Genomic DNA, 14,849 nt, shown 5'->3' with positions numbered 1-14,849 from the left:
AGTTGCGAACTCACGCGCCCTCCCGCTTGGCGATCAGCCGGTTGACTCCGAAGACGATCGCCGAGAACGCGAGGGTCAGCACGGCCAGCACGACACCCATGGCGCTGGCGCGGCCGAAGTGTCCCTCGGTGAACGCGGTCTTGTAGAGGTCCTGGGAAATTGTGTATGTCGAGTTACTCGGACCGCCGGTCGGATTCAGCGCGGCCATGTAGACGAAGGCATCCAGTGCCACCACGCCGAGATAGACGTATGCCGTCTGCACGGTTTCGCGCACCATCGGCAGGGTGACGGACCACATGGTCCGCAGCCGCCCGGCCCCGTCGATACGGGCCGCGTCGTACAGCTCGGCAGGAATGCCCTTGATGGCAGCGACGAACAGCACCATGTAGAAGCCGACGAAGCCCCAGATGATCACGAAGATCGACGCCGGCATTGCCGACTTCACTTCGCCGAGCCAGGCGAACGACTCGAAGTGTCCACCGATGCCGAAGGGCAGCTTGGTGAGGACACCGTTGAGCATGCCCTTGGACGGGTCGTAGATCTGCGCCCAGATCACACCGATGACGATCGCCGGGATCGTGTAGGGGAAGAACGAGACGATGCGGTAGACGTTCGAGCCCTTGAGGCCGCGCACCGCACCGGTGTTGGAACCACCGACGGTGACCATCGTCGCGAGCAGGAAGCTGAGGATCACCGTCAGCAACGGCACGATGATCGCCAGGATGATGTTGTTGCGCAGCGCCTGCCGGAAGATGTCGTCGCCGAAGATGTACGTGTAGTTGTCCAGGCCGATGAAGTTCATCGAGCTGGAGAAGCCGCCCCAGTCGGTCAACGAGTAATAGATCGCCTGGATGAACGGCCAGATCACCAAACCGATGTAGATGACCAGCGGCAGGCCGATGGTGACCAGCAGGAAACCGATGCGCGACGGCTGCGTGCGCCTGCCACCACCCCGCTTGGGGGTGGTGGCAGGCGCTGCGACCGGAACTCCGGTCACGAGATCTTGACCTTCTTCACCGACGAGTCATTGGCGACCTTGTCGGTGACCTGCTGCATCGCCTTGGTCAGGCCCTTGGCATCCAGCTGACCGGACAGGAAGCTGTTCCACGGGTTCAGCTGGTCCGGGTTCATGCCGTAGAGGTCGACGAAGCGGATGTTGAAGACCTTGTCGCCGGCCGCGTCGAGCATCTTGATCTGCGACTGGAGCGCGGTCGAGCCGAAGCCGCTCGCCGGCACGGTGCCCTTCACGATGGTCGGTGCCAGCTTCGTCTTGGCGAAGTTGGTCGCGGCCTCCTTGGAGAGCATCGCGCGCAGCACTTCCTTGCCGCCGGCGACGTTCTTGCCCTGGCTGGGAACGACGAACGGCTCGCCCGGTGCCGCGTTGAGCGCCTCGAACGGCATCTTGCTCGAGCTGGTCAGCGTCGGCTCCGGGATGCCCAGCATCTTGAAGCCCTTCTTGGTCTGGGACTTCATTTCGTTCTCGATCCACGACCCCGACGGATAGAGGATCCCCGACTCGTCGTTGCTCCACTGAGCCTGCGCGGCGGTGAACTGAGTACCCGCACCGCCCGGCTTCATGTAGCCCTTCTTGACGATCTCCTCCAGCTTGGCCAGGACACCCTGGATCGCCGGGAGGGACCAGCACTTCGGCTTGAGGTTCTCCAGCGCGAGGCGCACCTCGTCGCCGCCCTCCTTGACCGCGGAGTCGATCACCAGAGTGCGGTAGTAGGTCGAGGCTTCCTTGCCCCACACGAAGAGGTACTTCTTCTTCGCCTTCGCCTTGCCACCGAGGTCGAGCAGGTCGTCCCAGGTCTTGGGCGCGGTCCAGCCGTTGGCCTCGAAGAGGCTGCCGGAGTACCAGAGCCCGTAGACGGTCATGGCGTAGTTGAGGGCGACCATCTTGTCGCCCACGAGGCCACGTTCCTTGACGCCCGGGTAAAGGGTGTCGGAGATCTTCGTGCCCTCGAAGTTGTTCGCGTCGAGCACCGAGCTCAGGTCCTCGAGCTTGTCGGCGATGGTGTTGAGGCCGATGCTGTTGGCACCCGAGTCGTCGATCAGGTCCGGCGGGTTGCCGCTGACGAAGCGCGGCTGCAACTGCTGCGCGATCTGCGTCGACGGGGACACCTTGACGGTGCTGCCGGGGTGCTTCTTCTCGACGACCTTGCCGGCGAACGTCACGTAGTCCGTGCCGTAACCGCCGTTGAAGATCACGGCATCGACCTTGCTGTTGGCCGCCATACCGAACGGGTTGTCGGCGGACGTCTTGCCCGTCGCCGACTTCTTGCCACCACCGCTGCCTGTGCCGCTGCTACCGCCACCGGCACAGGACGCGAGTGCGCCCCCGACCGGCAAGGCGATCCCGGCCGCCAGCGCAGTGCGCATGACCGTCCGGCGTTTGACCGTTGAGTCGATGTGAGTCATGGCCGCGTTACCTCCAGTTGAACTAGCCAAGGCACAGCCGGGGATGGGTCCGACCTCCGAAAGGCCGGTGACTGTACGCCCGCAACAATATGATTAGTTTTGCCAGTATGTGCCGGTTTCGGCTCATAAACGATCACAGATCGGCAACGGCACCCCAACCCCTGCTTCACCGCTTGTCCACCACTTCGTCACCGCGACCACGCGAGGCCTGATGCATTACACCGACTCTGCCGCAACCACCCGAGTGCGGGCCACCCGCCTCGCCGTGTCCGGCGCATTTTTGGGACCGACCAGTCCGCTGCCGGCATACCGCCCGGTGCGGGCGATGACCACGACGTCGCTCGCCGCCGACGCACCCGACGGGATGCGCGAACGTGTCGCCCGCGGCCGCCTGCACACTCCCCTGCCGTATGGCGTGCAGAGCGACTACGACCGCGGCGACCATCCGCTGGAGCTGCCGTCGATCACGCTGGACAACGGGATCCTGCGCGCGACCGTGCTGCCGACCCTGGGCGGGCGGGTGTGGTCGCTGCGGGACCTGCGGGCCGATCGCGAGCTGCTGCTGGTCCCGGAGCGGCTGCGGTTCGCCGGTTTCGCACTGACCGACGCGTGGTTCGCGGGCGGCATCGAATGGAACCTGGGCTCCACCGGGCACGCGACCACCACCTGCCGGCCGATGCACGCGGCGATCGTGGATGCACCGACCGGCCAGGCGCTGCGGCTGTGGGAGTGGGAGCGCACCCGTGACCTGATCCTGAGCCTCGACCTCACGTTGGCGGGTGACCGCCTGCTGGTGTCGACCCGGGTGATCAACCCGGACGCCGAGGCCAAGCCGCTCTACTACTGGACCAACATCGCCGTCCCCGAGACCGAGGCGACGCGCGTGCTCACTCCGGCCACGCAGGCATGGCGCACCAGCTACTCGGGGTCGCTCGACCTGGTGCCGGTCCCCCGCCCGGAGGACACGATCGACATCAGCTACCCGGCGGCGTCGAGCGCGTCGGCCGACTACTTCTTCGACGTCGCCGAGCAGTCCGGGCGCTCGATCACCTCCGTGGAGGCCGACGGCACCGGCTTCTGTCAGACCGCCACGGCCGAACTGCACGGCCGCAAGCTCTTCCTCTGGGGCCACGCGCCGGGTGGGCGCCGGTGGCAACGTTGGCTGGTCGACGACCAGTCGTATGCCGAGATCCAGGCGGGCGTCTGTGCCACACAACTCGAGCACGACCTGATCGACGGCTCGTCGCAGCGCTCCTGGACCGAGGCGTTCGGCCCGGCGTCGCTGGATCCGGCCGCCGCGGCCGGTGCGTTCGGTGCGGCGGCGCAGGCCGCTGCCGATGCGGTGCAGTCGGCCGTGCCGATCGCGGACCTCGAGGAATGGCACCGTCGCTGGCTCACCGACTACGCGACCCGTATGCCGCAGGAAGCGCTCTCCGACGGATCCGGTTGGGGCCAGGCCGAACTCGCGCTCCGGCAGCAGGCGGCACCGGACGGCCTGACCTTCCCAGAGGTCGACGACGACAGTCGGCTCGCGGCAGCTCTGCTGGCCGGCGAGCCGATCGACGGGCCGCTGCTTCCGTTGATCTCGAAACGCTGGCAGCGGGTCATCCAGCGGTCGGCAGCCGGCTGGTGGCGCTCCTACGCGCTCGGCGTCGTCGACCATCTGGCCGGTGCGACGGAGTCCGCACGCGAGCACTACCGCGAGAGCATCGAGGACCGGGAGACCGCCGTCGCACTGCGCGGGCTGGCCGTGCTCACCGACGATGTGGACGAGGCGGCGCTGCACTACCGGCGCGCGCGTGACCTCGATCCCGCGATCCGTGGGCTGCTGACCGAGCACGTGACGCTGTTGCTGTCGGCCGGTCGAGCAGCGGATGCGTTGCAGGCCGTCGATGCCGCGAACCCGGAGCTCCGCGACCACGGACGCACCCGTCTCTTGCGTGCCCGGGCACTGCGCGACCTCGGCCGGGATGCTGAGGCCGCCGAGCTGCTCTCCGATCTCGAGGTGCCCGATCTCGCGGAGGGCGATCGGGCGATCGGCGACCTGTGGCGTCAGGTGTGCCCGGACCGCCCGGTCCCGGCGCAGCTGGACTTCAGCATGACCGGCGACTGAGCGGGCGGTCAGCGACGGCGCTTCACCAGCGCGACCGCGCCCTCCGGAACCTCACGCCGCGCGATCCGGAAGCCCGCCTTGCGGTACATCCGCTGGTTGTCCTCACTGTTGACCCCCGTGAACAGCGTGTATGACGTGACGGCCTCCGGCGCCACCTGCTGGATGAACTCCAGCAGGTGGCGACCGAATCCGCGCCCGCGCAGGTCGGGGGCGACCATCAGCCGACCGATGTCCCACTCGGTGTCGCCACGCCCGCCTGCGGTGTCGATACGGGCGCGCACGGAGGCCACCATCCGACCGTCGACCCTGGCGACATACGTGGTCCACTCGCGCAGCGATGCGGTCAGCGACTCCGCCGTCTCGTGTTGGGCGGGGATGTTCAGCGACTGGTTGACGATCCCCTCGCGCAGCCAACACGCATGCGTCAGTGTCAGCAGCTCGCCGACATCCGCCGGGGTCGCAACGGTGATCTGCAGATCCTCGGCGCCGGCGGCCGCCGCCGGGCGCAACAGATCCGGTCGTCGTGCCGCGGTGCGCTCCAACCGCTGCTCGTGGCGCCAGGCCGCGATCCGGCCGTGGTCACCGGAAAGCAACACGTCGGGCACCGAAAGGTCCTGCCAGTGCTCGGGTTTGGTGTAGACGGGGTATTCCAGTAGACCGTCCTCGTGCGACTCCTCCACCAAGGACTGCGCGTTGCCGATGACTCCGGGGATCAGCCGGGCGATCGCCTCGGTCATCGCCAGCGTGGCGACCTCTCCGCCGTTGAGGACGTAGTCGCCCAAGGACAACACCCGCACGTCGTAGTCGGCGGCCGCGCGTTCATAGACGCGCTCGTCGATGCCTTCGTAGCGTCCGCAGGCGAAGACGAGGTGGTCCCGCTCGGCGAGGTCGCGCGCGATCGACTGATCGAAGCGTTCACCTCCGGGTCCCGGGATGATCAGCACCGGGCGCGTTCCGGCGTCCTGCACGACATGCGCCAGCGCCTCTCCCCATGGTTCGGGCTTCATGACCATGCCCGCGCCGCCGCCATACGGCGTGTCGTCGACGGTGCGGTGCCGGTCGTGGGTGAAGTCGCGCAGGTCGTGCACCCGAAGGTCGATCCGCCCGTCGCGGCGCGCCTTGCCGATCAGCGAAAGGTCAAGCGGTGCAAGGTAATCGGGGAAGATCGTGACGACGTCGATGCGCATGCTCACGCCTCCGACAGGTCGAGCAGGCCAGGAGGAGCGTCCACGACGATCCGACCGGCGTCGACGTCGACCTCCGGGACGATCTGTTCCACGAAGGGGACGAAGCCCGTCCGGCCGCCCACCAGTCGCACCTCGAGCAGGTCCTGCACCGGTCGGTCGTGCAACTCCACCACCGTGCCCAGCTCGACACCCTTCGGATCGACGACGGTCAGCCCGATCAGGTCCTCGGCATACCAGGCGTCCTCGTCGTCGTTGTCCTGTGCGGCCCCCAGCAGCTGCGTGCCGCGCAGGCCTTCCGCGGCCGTTCGGTCCGCGGCCTCCTCGAAAGAGAGCAGGTGAATCCCGTTGTGGATGCGGTGCGTTCGCAGCGTCAGCGGACCCTTGGCGGCCGGATCGGTGTGGAAGACGGCTCCGATGACGAACCGCTCGTCGGGTGCGTCCGTGTGCAGGCGCACGGTCACCTCTCCCTTGAGACCGTGCGGCTTGCCGATCCGTGCGATGAGGACGTCGTTCATGTCCGTCATTGTGGGGCGTCCGTCCACGCACCCGCTCGCATGACCCGCTGCACCGCGAGGTCCGCGTCCAGCACCAGCAGGTCGGCCCGCTTGCCCGGGGCGAGGTCGCCGCGGTCGTCGAGACCGATCACGCGTGCCGGGTTCGCCGACGCGGCCACCGACGCCTCGGCGAGCTCGACACCGTTGCGGACGGCCCGTGCGAATGCGCTGTCCATCGTCAGCGAACTCCCCGCGAGCGAGCCGTTCTCCAGCCGCGCCGCGCCGTCACGCACCCACACCCGCTGACCACCGAGCACGTATTCGCCGTCGCCGACACCGGTCGCATCGATGGCATCGGTGATGAGCACCAGCCGGTCGTTGCCGCGCGCCAGCACCTCACGCAGGACCGCCGGATGCAGATGGATGCCGTCGTTGATCGTCTCGCAGGCCACACCCGCGTCCAGGCTGGCCAGCACCGGCCCGGGCTCGCGGTGGTGGATGGGCCGCATGCCGTTGAACAGGTGGGTCGCGAGCGTCGCGCCGTGATCGAAGGCCGCACGCGCCTGCTCGTATGACGCGTCGGTGTGGCCGACTGCCGCCACGACCCCGGCCGCCACGGCTGCATCGATGAGCTCGAGCGCGCCCGGGAGTTCCGGTGCGACGGTGATCACCCGCAGGTGACCACGCGCGGCCTCCACCATCCGGCCGAACGCGGCGAGGTCCGGCTCGAGCAGATGGTCGGGGTTCTGTGCGCCGCATCGCACGTGCGAGAGGAACGGCCCCTCCAGGTGCGCACCGGCGATCTCACCGACATCGGCCAGATCCGCCGCCCAGCTCAGCTGCTGGCAGAGCGCGTCGACCGGTGCGGTGACCAGGGAGACCAGCGACGTCGTCGTTCCGTGTCCGCGGTGGAATCGGACCGCGCCGGCCAGATCGGCTGGTGACGCGCTCATGTCGTGACCGCCACCGCCGTGCACGTGGATGTCGACGAAACCGGGCACGACCAGTGCGCCGGACAGGGACTCACCACCGGTGAGTTCCGCGCCCACCGCCGTGATCCTGCCCTCCTCGATGCGGAGACCTCCGTCGATGATTCCGTCCGGGGTGACCACCCGCGCGTCGCTCAGCGCTACCTCTGCCATGCGGTCCATCGAACACCACGACCCGCGACGGCATTCGGCCAGCGTGCCGACCCGGTGCAACTTGCACCGAGTGCAGCAAGTCTTGAATGAAGATGCGTTAAACTTACGTCTATCGCGCACAAACCGTCATCCGTCGACACGATCGACGATTCGTACCCACCGTGAAGGAGTCCGACCGTGTCGCACGTCGCCGCAGAGATCACCAGCCAACCCGAGGTATGGCGCCGCGCCGCCGAGGTTGCCGCGACTCCCGAGTCCGCCGAGGCGATGCCTGCTGCCGGTGAGCGGGTCGCGATCGTCGGTTGCGGCACGTCCTGGTTCATGGCGCAGTCGGCAGCGGTGCTCCGCGAGGAGGCGGGTCAGGGCGAGACCGATGCCTTCGCCGCGTCCCAGTTCCCGGTCGACCGGAAGTACGACCGCGTCGTTGCCATCACCCGGTCCGGGACGACGAGTGAGGTCATCGATCTGCTGCGCCGGCTCGGTCCGGACCAGCGCTCGACCGTCGTCACCACGGAGGTCGACCACCCGGTCGTGCCCCTGGCGACCCATCACGTGCTGCTCGGCTTCGCCGACGAGAAGTCGGTTGTGCAGACGCGCTTCGCCACGAGCGTGCTCGCCTGGTGGCGTGCGGCCCTCGGCGAGGACCTGACCGCGGCCATCAAAGACGCCGAGACCGAGCTCGCCGCGCCCCTGGCCGACGAGCTGGTCCGCGCGACGCAGTTCAGCTTCCTCGGCGACGGCTGGACCGTCGGTCTCGCCAACGAGGCAGCCCTGAAGTTGCGTGAGGCGTCGCAGACCTGGACAGAGTCCTACCCGGCGATGGAGTTCCGTCACGGGCCGATCAGCATCGTCGACGAGCGCTCTGTCGTATGGGTTTTCGGCGAGGCGCCAGAGGGCTTGGCCGACCAGGTCGCCGCCACCGGAGCACGATTCGTGCAGAGCGACACGGACGCCATGGCCGCGCTGACGACGGCACAGCGGGTTGCCGTCGCGCTTGCCGAGGCGTCCGGCAAGAACCCCGATGAGCCTCGTGCGCTGACGCGCTCCGTGGTGTTGTCTTGAGTGATCGCGATCTGGTCCTCGCCGTCGACGTCGGCGGGACCTCGATCAAGGCTGCCGTGCTGGACACGGCCGGCACGGAGACGCTGCGGCGCGCCGTGCCGACCCCGTTCGACCATGGCCCCGACGCGGTCGTGAGCGCCATCCGGGAGCTCGTCGTCGACCGCGTCGCAGCTGCCGTTTCCGCCGACACCCCCGTACGGGCCGTCGGACTGGTCGTGCCGGGAGTCGTCGACACCGTGGCGGGCATCGCTCGATACGCGAGCAACATCGGCTGGCACGACGTGCCGCTGCGCGACATCATCAGGGACGCCGTCGACCTGCCGACCGCCATCGGCCACGACGTGCAGGCCGCCGGCCTCGCCGAGGCGACGATGGGTGCGGCCCAGGGCGTGTCGGACGCACTGATCGTGGTGCTGGGCACCGGCATCGCTGCCGTGGTGATCTCGGGTGACCGGGTGGTGCGCGGCGCCGCCGCCATACCCGGGGAGATCGGGCACATCCCGGTCGGTGATCTCGAAACGCGTTGCCGTTGTGGTGCATTCGGCTGTTTGGAGATGTTCGCCTCCGCACGCGGCGTCGCGCGCCTGTATGCCGAGCGCTCCGGCCGTTCGCTCGAGAGCTCCGAGATCGTCGCTCGCCTCGACGACGATCCGGACGCAGCCGCCGTCTGGCAGGTGGTGACCGCGACCCTGGCACGCGGCCTGGTCGCGGGCGCGTTGATCACCGACCCGGCGCGTGTGGTTCTCGCCGGAGGGCTGTCCCAGGCCGGCGACGCACTCATCACACCGACCCGCGCCGCATTCGAATCCGGTATGCCGTGGCGTCGTGCGCCGGCACTGGTCGCGTCACCGCTCGGCGGGCGCGCCGGACTGCTGGGGGCCGGCATCCTGGCCCGTGAGGCAGCCGGAGCCACGCCGTGATCGTGGCGGTATGCCTGAACCCCGCGGTCGACGTCACCTACACGGTCTCCGCGCTACGGCCGGGCGCGTCGCACCGGGTCCGAACCGTTCGGCGCCGCCCGGGCGGCAAGGGCGTCAATGTCGCCGCTGTGCTCACGCAGCAGCAGATCCCGTCCCGGGTCACGGGACTCGTCGGCGGCAGCGTCGGCGCCGAGTTGATCGCAGGTCTGGACGCTGCAGGGATCGCGCATGGGCTGTGCCCCGTCGCCGACTCGACGCGGCAGACGGTGACCGTGGTGGCCGAGGATGAGGCCACCGTTCTGAACGAACCGGGACCGATCGTCACCGAAGCCGAATGGCCCGCATTTAAAACGGCATTCGCCGCCTCCCTGCAGGATGCGGACGTCGTGACGATCTCCGGCAGTCTGCCCGGCGGTGTGCCGGACGACTCCTACGGCCAACTCGTAGCGCTCTGTCGCGGCGCCGCCGTCCCGGTGATCCTCGACTGCGAGGGGCCGGCCCTCGCCGCCGCGCTGCCGGCCGGCCCCGACATCGTCAAGATCAACGACCACGAAGCCGCGACGACGACCGGTGTGCCGACCGACTCGCTGCCGGGCGTCGTGAACGCCGCCACCACGCTCCGCGCGCACGGTGCAGGTGACGTGGTCATCACCCGCGGGGCAGAGGGCGTCGTGGCCGTCACGTCGTCCGGCCGGTATGTCGTACACCCCGCCGCAGCGGTCCGTGGCAACCCGACCGGCGCCGGCGACGCTTTCACCGCCGGCCTTGCCGCGTCCACCGCGGACGGCCTCGACTGGCCCGCCCGGCTGCGCCGCGCGTCCGCTTGGGCCGCTGCGGCCGTCGCGACGCCGACCGCCGGTGTGCTCGACCTGCGGGTCGCCGACGAACACGAGGACCGCACCACGATCGAGGAGATCCAACCGTGACACTCACCGCCACCGCTCCACCCCACGAAGTTTCTCCTCCGCTGCGCTCCCCCGAATACTTCGTGGGGACCCCGGGTTCGTCATCCGACACTCTGCGAGGCTTGTGACATGACGATCTCCAGCACTGCCGATCTCGTTGCCGCTGCGCGTGATTCGCGCTCCTGCGTCTTCGCGTTCAACGTCGTGACGCTCGAGCACGCCGAAGCCATCGCGGCCGGGGCGACCGCGGCCGGGCGACCGTGCATCCTGCAGTTGAGCCACAACTCGCTCGACTTCCACCGGGACCCGCGGCCGATCATGGCCGCGACGGTCGCCGTCGCGCAGGCCGCGGAGGTGCCGCTCGCCATACACCTCGACCACATCACGGACGCCTCGCTCGCGCTGCGGGCGGCAGAGCTCGGCGCGAGTTCGGTGATGTTCGATGCCGGCGCACTCCCCTACGAGCAGAACGTCGCATCGACCGCGGACGTCACCCGTCGCGCGCACGATGCGGGGCTTTTCGTCGAGGCCGAACTCGGTTATGTCGGAGGCAAACCCGACGCACCGGCGAGCGCGCACGCTGCCGGGGTCCGGACCGACCCCACCGAAGCCAAGGAGTATGTCGCCACCACCGGTGTCGACGCTCTCGCGGTGGCCGTGGGAAGCAGCCACGCGATGACCGACAAGTCCGCGACCCTCGACCACGAGCTGATCGGTGCGCTCCGCGATGCGACGGGCACGCCCCTGGTGTTGCACGGATCCTCCGGGGTGCCGGACGCTCAGTTGCAGGCCGCGGTCGCCGCCGGGATGGTCAAGATCAACGTCGGCACCGCCCTCAACATCGCCTTCACCGAAGCGGTGCGCGAGACGATGGCGGCTTCGGAGAAGGTCGACCCGCGGCCCTACCTGGGAGCCGGACGCGCGGCCATGACGGCAGAGGTCGAACGGCTGTTGCGCCTGATCTGATCGGCCGGGTCGATGCGACGACGGCCGACGGGAGTCGGGTGTCTAGACCTGCACGACCTCGATGCCGGCCGCCTCGAACTCCTTGACGACGACCGGATCGGCACCGTCGTCGGTCAGCAACATGTCGATCTGGGCCGGTGGGCAGATCGTGCAGAACGCCCGCTTGCCCAGCTTGCTGCTGTCCGCAACGACGACCACGCGCTGGGAGCGTCCGGTCATCGCCTGGTTGATCTCGCCCTCGTCGTCGTGGCGCGTCGCGGCGCCATACTTCGCCGAGACGGCGTCGACACCGATGAAGAGCAGATCGATGGTCATGGACTCGATCACCGGACGCGCGAAATGCCCTACCAATTCGAAGGATTGGGGCCTGATGACCCCACCGATCACGACGACCTTGAGCTGCCGCCGGACAGCCAGATCACTGGCGATGTTGAGCGCATTGGTCACCACCGTGACCGAATGCAGGGCGCCCGCCTCACCTTCGGCGAGATCCGCCCGCGACGACAGGCTGCGCGCCACCTCGGTCGTCGTGGTGCCGCCGTTGAAGCCCACCACCGACTGCGGCTCGATCAGGTTCGCCGCGTAATCGGCGATGCGGCGCTTCTGGTCCGACTGCCGCGCGTTCTTGTAGCGCAGTGGCAGGTCGTAACTCACCGACCCGGCCACTGCTCCCCCGCGGGTGCGCGAGATCAACTGCTGGTCGGCCAGATCGTCCAGGTCGCGCCGCGCCGTCGCCGGCGAGATCCCGAAGTCGCTGACCAGTTGCTCCACGTCGATGGAGCCGTCCTGGGCGATGCGTTCCAAGATCGCGTTGAACCGCTCGTGCTTACGCACTACCCACTCCAGTCATGTGATGATTGGTGCTCCTGAAACCGAAGTTTGCGTCAAAAATCTGCAGTTGTCGAGTCACCTGCACGCATTTCCCGCAAACTCGCCGCAGGTATGCCGAAGGGGTATGCCGCGAGCGACTGCTCACGCCATACCCCTTCGAACGAGTGGCTATCTCACCGGTCGGTGTCGACGATGTCCACTCGGATGTTCTTGCCACCGGCAAGGGCCTTGACGACCTCGCGCAACGCCGAAGCGGTGCGGCCGGACCGGCCGATCACTCGGCCGAGGTCGTCCGGGTGGACCCGGACTTCCAGCAGCTCGCCGCGTCGACCGTTCGAGTGACGCACGGTGACGTCCTCGTCGTTGTCGACGATGGCCTTGACCAAGTGCTCGAGAGCTTCCTCCAGCACGGGCTCAGTCCTCGGACTTGGCACCCGGCGCGGCGAAGCCGGCAGCCTCAGCGGCCTCGGCCGTCTTGAACCACACCTCGGCAACCGTGGACTCGTACCACCGGGAGTCGGTGGTGTGGAACTTCATCGAGTCCTTGTTGCCCTTGACCGTGAACACCTTCGGGTCCGGCGAAGCGCCGTCCTCGAGCGGTGCCGCGGAGTCGGCGCCGTAACCGCCGTCGACGATCGCTGCCGGCGCGGTGGCCTCCTCGGCCTTCGGCTCTGCAGCCTTGGCGTCGCCTGCCTTCGGCTCGGCCTTCTTGCGGGAGGTCGTCGCCGACCCCTTGCCCGAGTCGTCGGCGGCGTTCTGCGCAGCTGCCAGGGCAGCCTCGTAGAGGTCCTTCTTGGACGCCTTCGGCTCGGCGACGCGCAGGGTGCCCTCGGCGCCCGGCTCGCCCTTGAACTTCTGCCAGTCACCGGTCACCTTGAGGATCGCGGCAACCTGCTCGGTCGGCTGCGCGCCGACACCGAGCCAGTACTGTGCACGCTCGGAGTCCACCTTGATGAAGCTCGGCTCTTCCTTGGGGTGGTAGAGACCGATCTCCTCGATCGCACGGCCGTCGCGCTTGGTGCGCGAGTCCATGACGACGATGCGGTACTGAGCGTTGCGGATGGCGCCGAAGCGCTTCAAACGAATCTTGACGGCCACTTGAGTGGTCTCCTTCATGATGAAGAGCAGCGGCGAGACCGGGGTGGGGAACACACCGGGGAGCCGTTGCTCGGGGGTAGGCGTGCGACACCACCGGTGAGAGGGCCGACGGGCGCACGGGTACGCCCGTCATTCTGCCAGAGTGCGGGCCCCCTGCCCAATCGGGCCGAACCGGCTCAGGAAGGATCTGCCACCTGGCCGAGGAAGAGCGGCGCACCGGTCTGCGTGTCATGTATGGCGAAGAAGAACGCGCGGTCCACGTCGAGCGTCTTGGGCAGCTGCGACGGCGCGGCGCCCGGCTCCATGCCGACGCCCGTCGCGGCCGCGGCCTCGGTGCCGTGCTGGTCGACCTTCACGATCGACTGATGGGTGACCGAGCTGACCTTGATGTCGCCCGGCTTGCCGGCGATGCCGGACAGATCGGCACCCGCTCCGAAGAGGTCGCGAACGCCCAGCGCCTCCAGCGCGGGGACCAACTGGCTGCGGGTGTCGATCGAGAACGGCGGCATGGTCAGCGTGACCTTGCCGTCGGCGGTCCCCTTGACGGCCTTCGGCAACACGGTCGCCAACTGCTTGCGCACGGCGCCGAACGCGCCCTTCGCCGGCAGGACGATCGTCATCGCGAGACCGCCCCCGACATACGGGATCGTGACGCTCTGCCAGTTGCTGCCGGCCGCCACGGGGGTGCGGGACTCGGCCTTCATGTAGGGCACCTGGACCGTCGTGTCGGTCGCGGTGGTGAACGCACGCGGAGCGCTCGGTGTGCCGAACTGCTCCTGCCACGACGCCTTCAGGTAGAGGGCGTTGACCAACTCCAGCAGGCTGCGCGGCGTCACATCCTTGGCGGTGAGCAGGGTCGGGATCAGACCGTGGGTGCGCTCGCTGACCCACCCGTTGATCTGGCGCAGCGCGCCGGCCGCGTCACCCTTGTAGTCGACGACGTGCAGCTGGGCGTCGTAGCCGGTCGCCAGCGCGTGCAGGTAGTCCTTGTGCACCGCCAGGTCCTTGTCCGGCCACAGCGAGTTCGCGGCCTGCACCACGGATGCGGAGTCCTTGTTCGTGCCACTGGCCTTGATCGCCTTCGCCACCGCGGCGTCGATCGCCGTGATGTTCCCGGCCTGACGCTGCTGGTCTCCCCCGAGCACCGTGGCGAGCTGTCGCTGGCTGGCGCCGCGCGCGCCGGCGTCGGTCATGGCGAGCGCCGCGTAGATGGAGTACGGGCTGATCGAGCCGTTGTCGGTCTCCCCGATCGTGGTGGTCTTGAGCAGCACTCGTACGCCGAACCCGGTCAGGTCGGCGCCGGCGCGAGCGTTCGGACCGGGTGTCATCCGGGCGGCGCTGACGGCCAGCACGCCATTGCTGTCCGGCGTTGCCGTACCCGTCGAATCACCAGAGCCACCAGACGTTTTCCCGGACGGCGAGGGCGCGGCCCCTGAGCTGGACGAACAGCCCGCCAATGCGGTGCCCAGAGACACCAGAGCGAGCGATTGAAGAGCCTGCCGACGATTCATCAGTTCCCCTTGAGAGTCGTTGCTTGTCGTGTCCGAGCCGATCTGTCATGAAGACGCACACCCGCGCCGAGAGGTTGCCTGCAGGCACTTTTCCGTTCGTAACCGCCCGATAACAATCGTCTCGTCGATTTGGATATGTGTCCGATTTATGTTCCGGTGGAGGCACCGGTCGTGTTGTCCCCCGGCCGGATACCGCTGT

14 protein-coding genes are annotated in these 14,849 nt (G+C 68.3%); 5 read left to right on the top strand and 9 right to left on the bottom strand.

Features of this window, described 5'->3' with window-relative positions:
* Positions 1-10 precede the first annotated feature (10 nt).
* Together ACZ50J_RS08265 and ngcE are read right to left on the bottom strand one after the other, a co-directional pair.
* Complete coding sequence (locus ACZ50J_RS08265; RefSeq protein WP_464300790.1) at positions 11-997, bottom strand: carbohydrate ABC transporter permease; 987 nt, start codon at positions 995-997, stop codon at positions 11-13.
* Entirely contained in the window at positions 994-2,421 is a 1,428-nt protein-coding gene (gene ngcE, locus ACZ50J_RS08260; protein WP_464300789.1) for an N-acetylglucosamine/diacetylchitobiose ABC transporter substrate-binding protein, read from the bottom strand. Before ngcE ends, ACZ50J_RS08265 begins: the two co-directional genes overlap by 4 nt.
* 211 nt (positions 2,422-2,632) lie before the next feature.
* Here ngcE and ACZ50J_RS08255 point away from each other — a divergent pair, with 211 nt between their 5' ends.
* Positions 2,633-4,534 (top strand): DUF5107 domain-containing protein, encoded by a 1,902-nt coding sequence (locus ACZ50J_RS08255; RefSeq protein ID WP_464300788.1) that lies wholly within the window; start codon positions 2,633-2,635, stop codon positions 4,532-4,534.
* An 8-nt stretch (positions 4,535-4,542) separates the two neighbouring features.
* Here ACZ50J_RS08255 and trmD read toward each other — a convergent pair whose 3' ends face one another.
* From trmD to nagA, 3 genes are read right to left on the bottom strand one after another with little or no spacing between them, the layout of a single operon-like run.
* Entirely contained in the window at positions 4,543-5,721 is a 1,179-nt protein-coding gene (gene trmD, locus ACZ50J_RS08250) for a tRNA (guanosine(37)-N1)-methyltransferase TrmD (RefSeq protein ID WP_464300787.1), read from the bottom strand.
* Positions 5,722-5,723: 2 nt separating this feature from the next.
* On the bottom strand, positions 5,724-6,236 hold the full coding sequence (rimM, locus tag ACZ50J_RS08245) for a ribosome maturation factor RimM (protein ID WP_464300786.1): 513 nt from the start codon (positions 6,234-6,236) through the stop codon (positions 5,724-5,726).
* Positions 6,237-6,241: 5 nt separating this feature from the next.
* Positions 6,242-7,357: an N-acetylglucosamine-6-phosphate deacetylase gene (gene nagA / locus ACZ50J_RS08240; protein WP_464300785.1), complete on the bottom strand. Its 1,116-nt coding sequence runs from the start codon at positions 7,355-7,357 to the stop codon at positions 6,242-6,244.
* 177 nt (positions 7,358-7,534) lie between these two features.
* On the opposite strand from nagA, the gene ACZ50J_RS08235 reads away from it, so the two are divergent.
* The 4 genes from ACZ50J_RS08235 (at position 7,535) to ACZ50J_RS08220 (ending at position 11,210) form a co-directional block, all read left to right on the top strand.
* On the top strand, positions 7,535-8,419 hold the full coding sequence (locus tag ACZ50J_RS08235; protein ID WP_464300784.1) for an SIS domain-containing protein: 885 nt from the start codon (positions 7,535-7,537) through the stop codon (positions 8,417-8,419).
* Positions 8,416-9,339, top strand: a complete 924-nt coding sequence (locus ACZ50J_RS08230) for an ROK family protein (RefSeq protein WP_464300783.1) — start codon at positions 8,416-8,418, stop codon at positions 9,337-9,339. The genes ACZ50J_RS08235 and ACZ50J_RS08230 overlap by 4 nt, the downstream gene beginning before the upstream one ends.
* Positions 9,336-10,265 carry a 1-phosphofructokinase family hexose kinase gene (locus ACZ50J_RS08225; RefSeq protein ID WP_464300782.1) on the top strand — a complete coding sequence of 310 codons (930 nt, stop codon included), beginning with the start codon at positions 9,336-9,338 and terminating at the stop codon, positions 10,263-10,265. Before ACZ50J_RS08230 ends, ACZ50J_RS08225 begins: the two co-directional genes overlap by 4 nt.
* Positions 10,266-10,373: 108 nt before the next feature.
* Positions 10,374-11,210, top strand: coding sequence for a class II fructose-bisphosphate aldolase (locus ACZ50J_RS08220; protein ID WP_464300781.1), 837 nt, complete (start codon positions 10,374-10,376; stop codon positions 11,208-11,210).
* A 42-nt stretch (positions 11,211-11,252) separates the two neighbouring features.
* Here the strand turns inward: ACZ50J_RS08220 and ACZ50J_RS08215 are convergent, their stop codons facing one another.
* From ACZ50J_RS08215 to ACZ50J_RS08200, 4 genes are all read right to left on the bottom strand, one after another.
* On the bottom strand, positions 11,253-12,044 hold the full coding sequence (locus tag ACZ50J_RS08215; RefSeq protein WP_464300780.1) for a DeoR/GlpR family DNA-binding transcription regulator: 792 nt from the start codon (positions 12,042-12,044) through the stop codon (positions 11,253-11,255).
* Between the two features lie 170 nt (positions 12,045-12,214).
* Positions 12,215-12,451, bottom strand: coding sequence for an RNA-binding protein (locus ACZ50J_RS08210; RefSeq protein WP_325549904.1), 237 nt, complete (start codon positions 12,449-12,451; stop codon positions 12,215-12,217).
* Positions 12,452-12,455: 4 nt separating this feature from the next.
* Positions 12,456-13,193, bottom strand: coding sequence for a 30S ribosomal protein S16 (gene rpsP, locus ACZ50J_RS08205; protein ID WP_464300779.1), 738 nt, complete (start codon positions 13,191-13,193; stop codon positions 12,456-12,458).
* A gap of 122 nt (positions 13,194-13,315) precedes the next feature.
* Positions 13,316-14,491 carry a serpin family protein gene (locus tag ACZ50J_RS08200; protein ID WP_464300778.1) on the bottom strand — a complete coding sequence of 392 codons (1,176 nt, stop codon included), beginning with the start codon at positions 14,489-14,491 and terminating at the stop codon, positions 13,316-13,318.
* Positions 14,492-14,849: the final 358 nt, after the last annotated feature.

The sequence above is a fragment of the Flexivirga sp. G2 genome (assembly GCF_055397625.1).
This window is presented reverse-complemented; position numbering and strand designations above follow the sequence as displayed.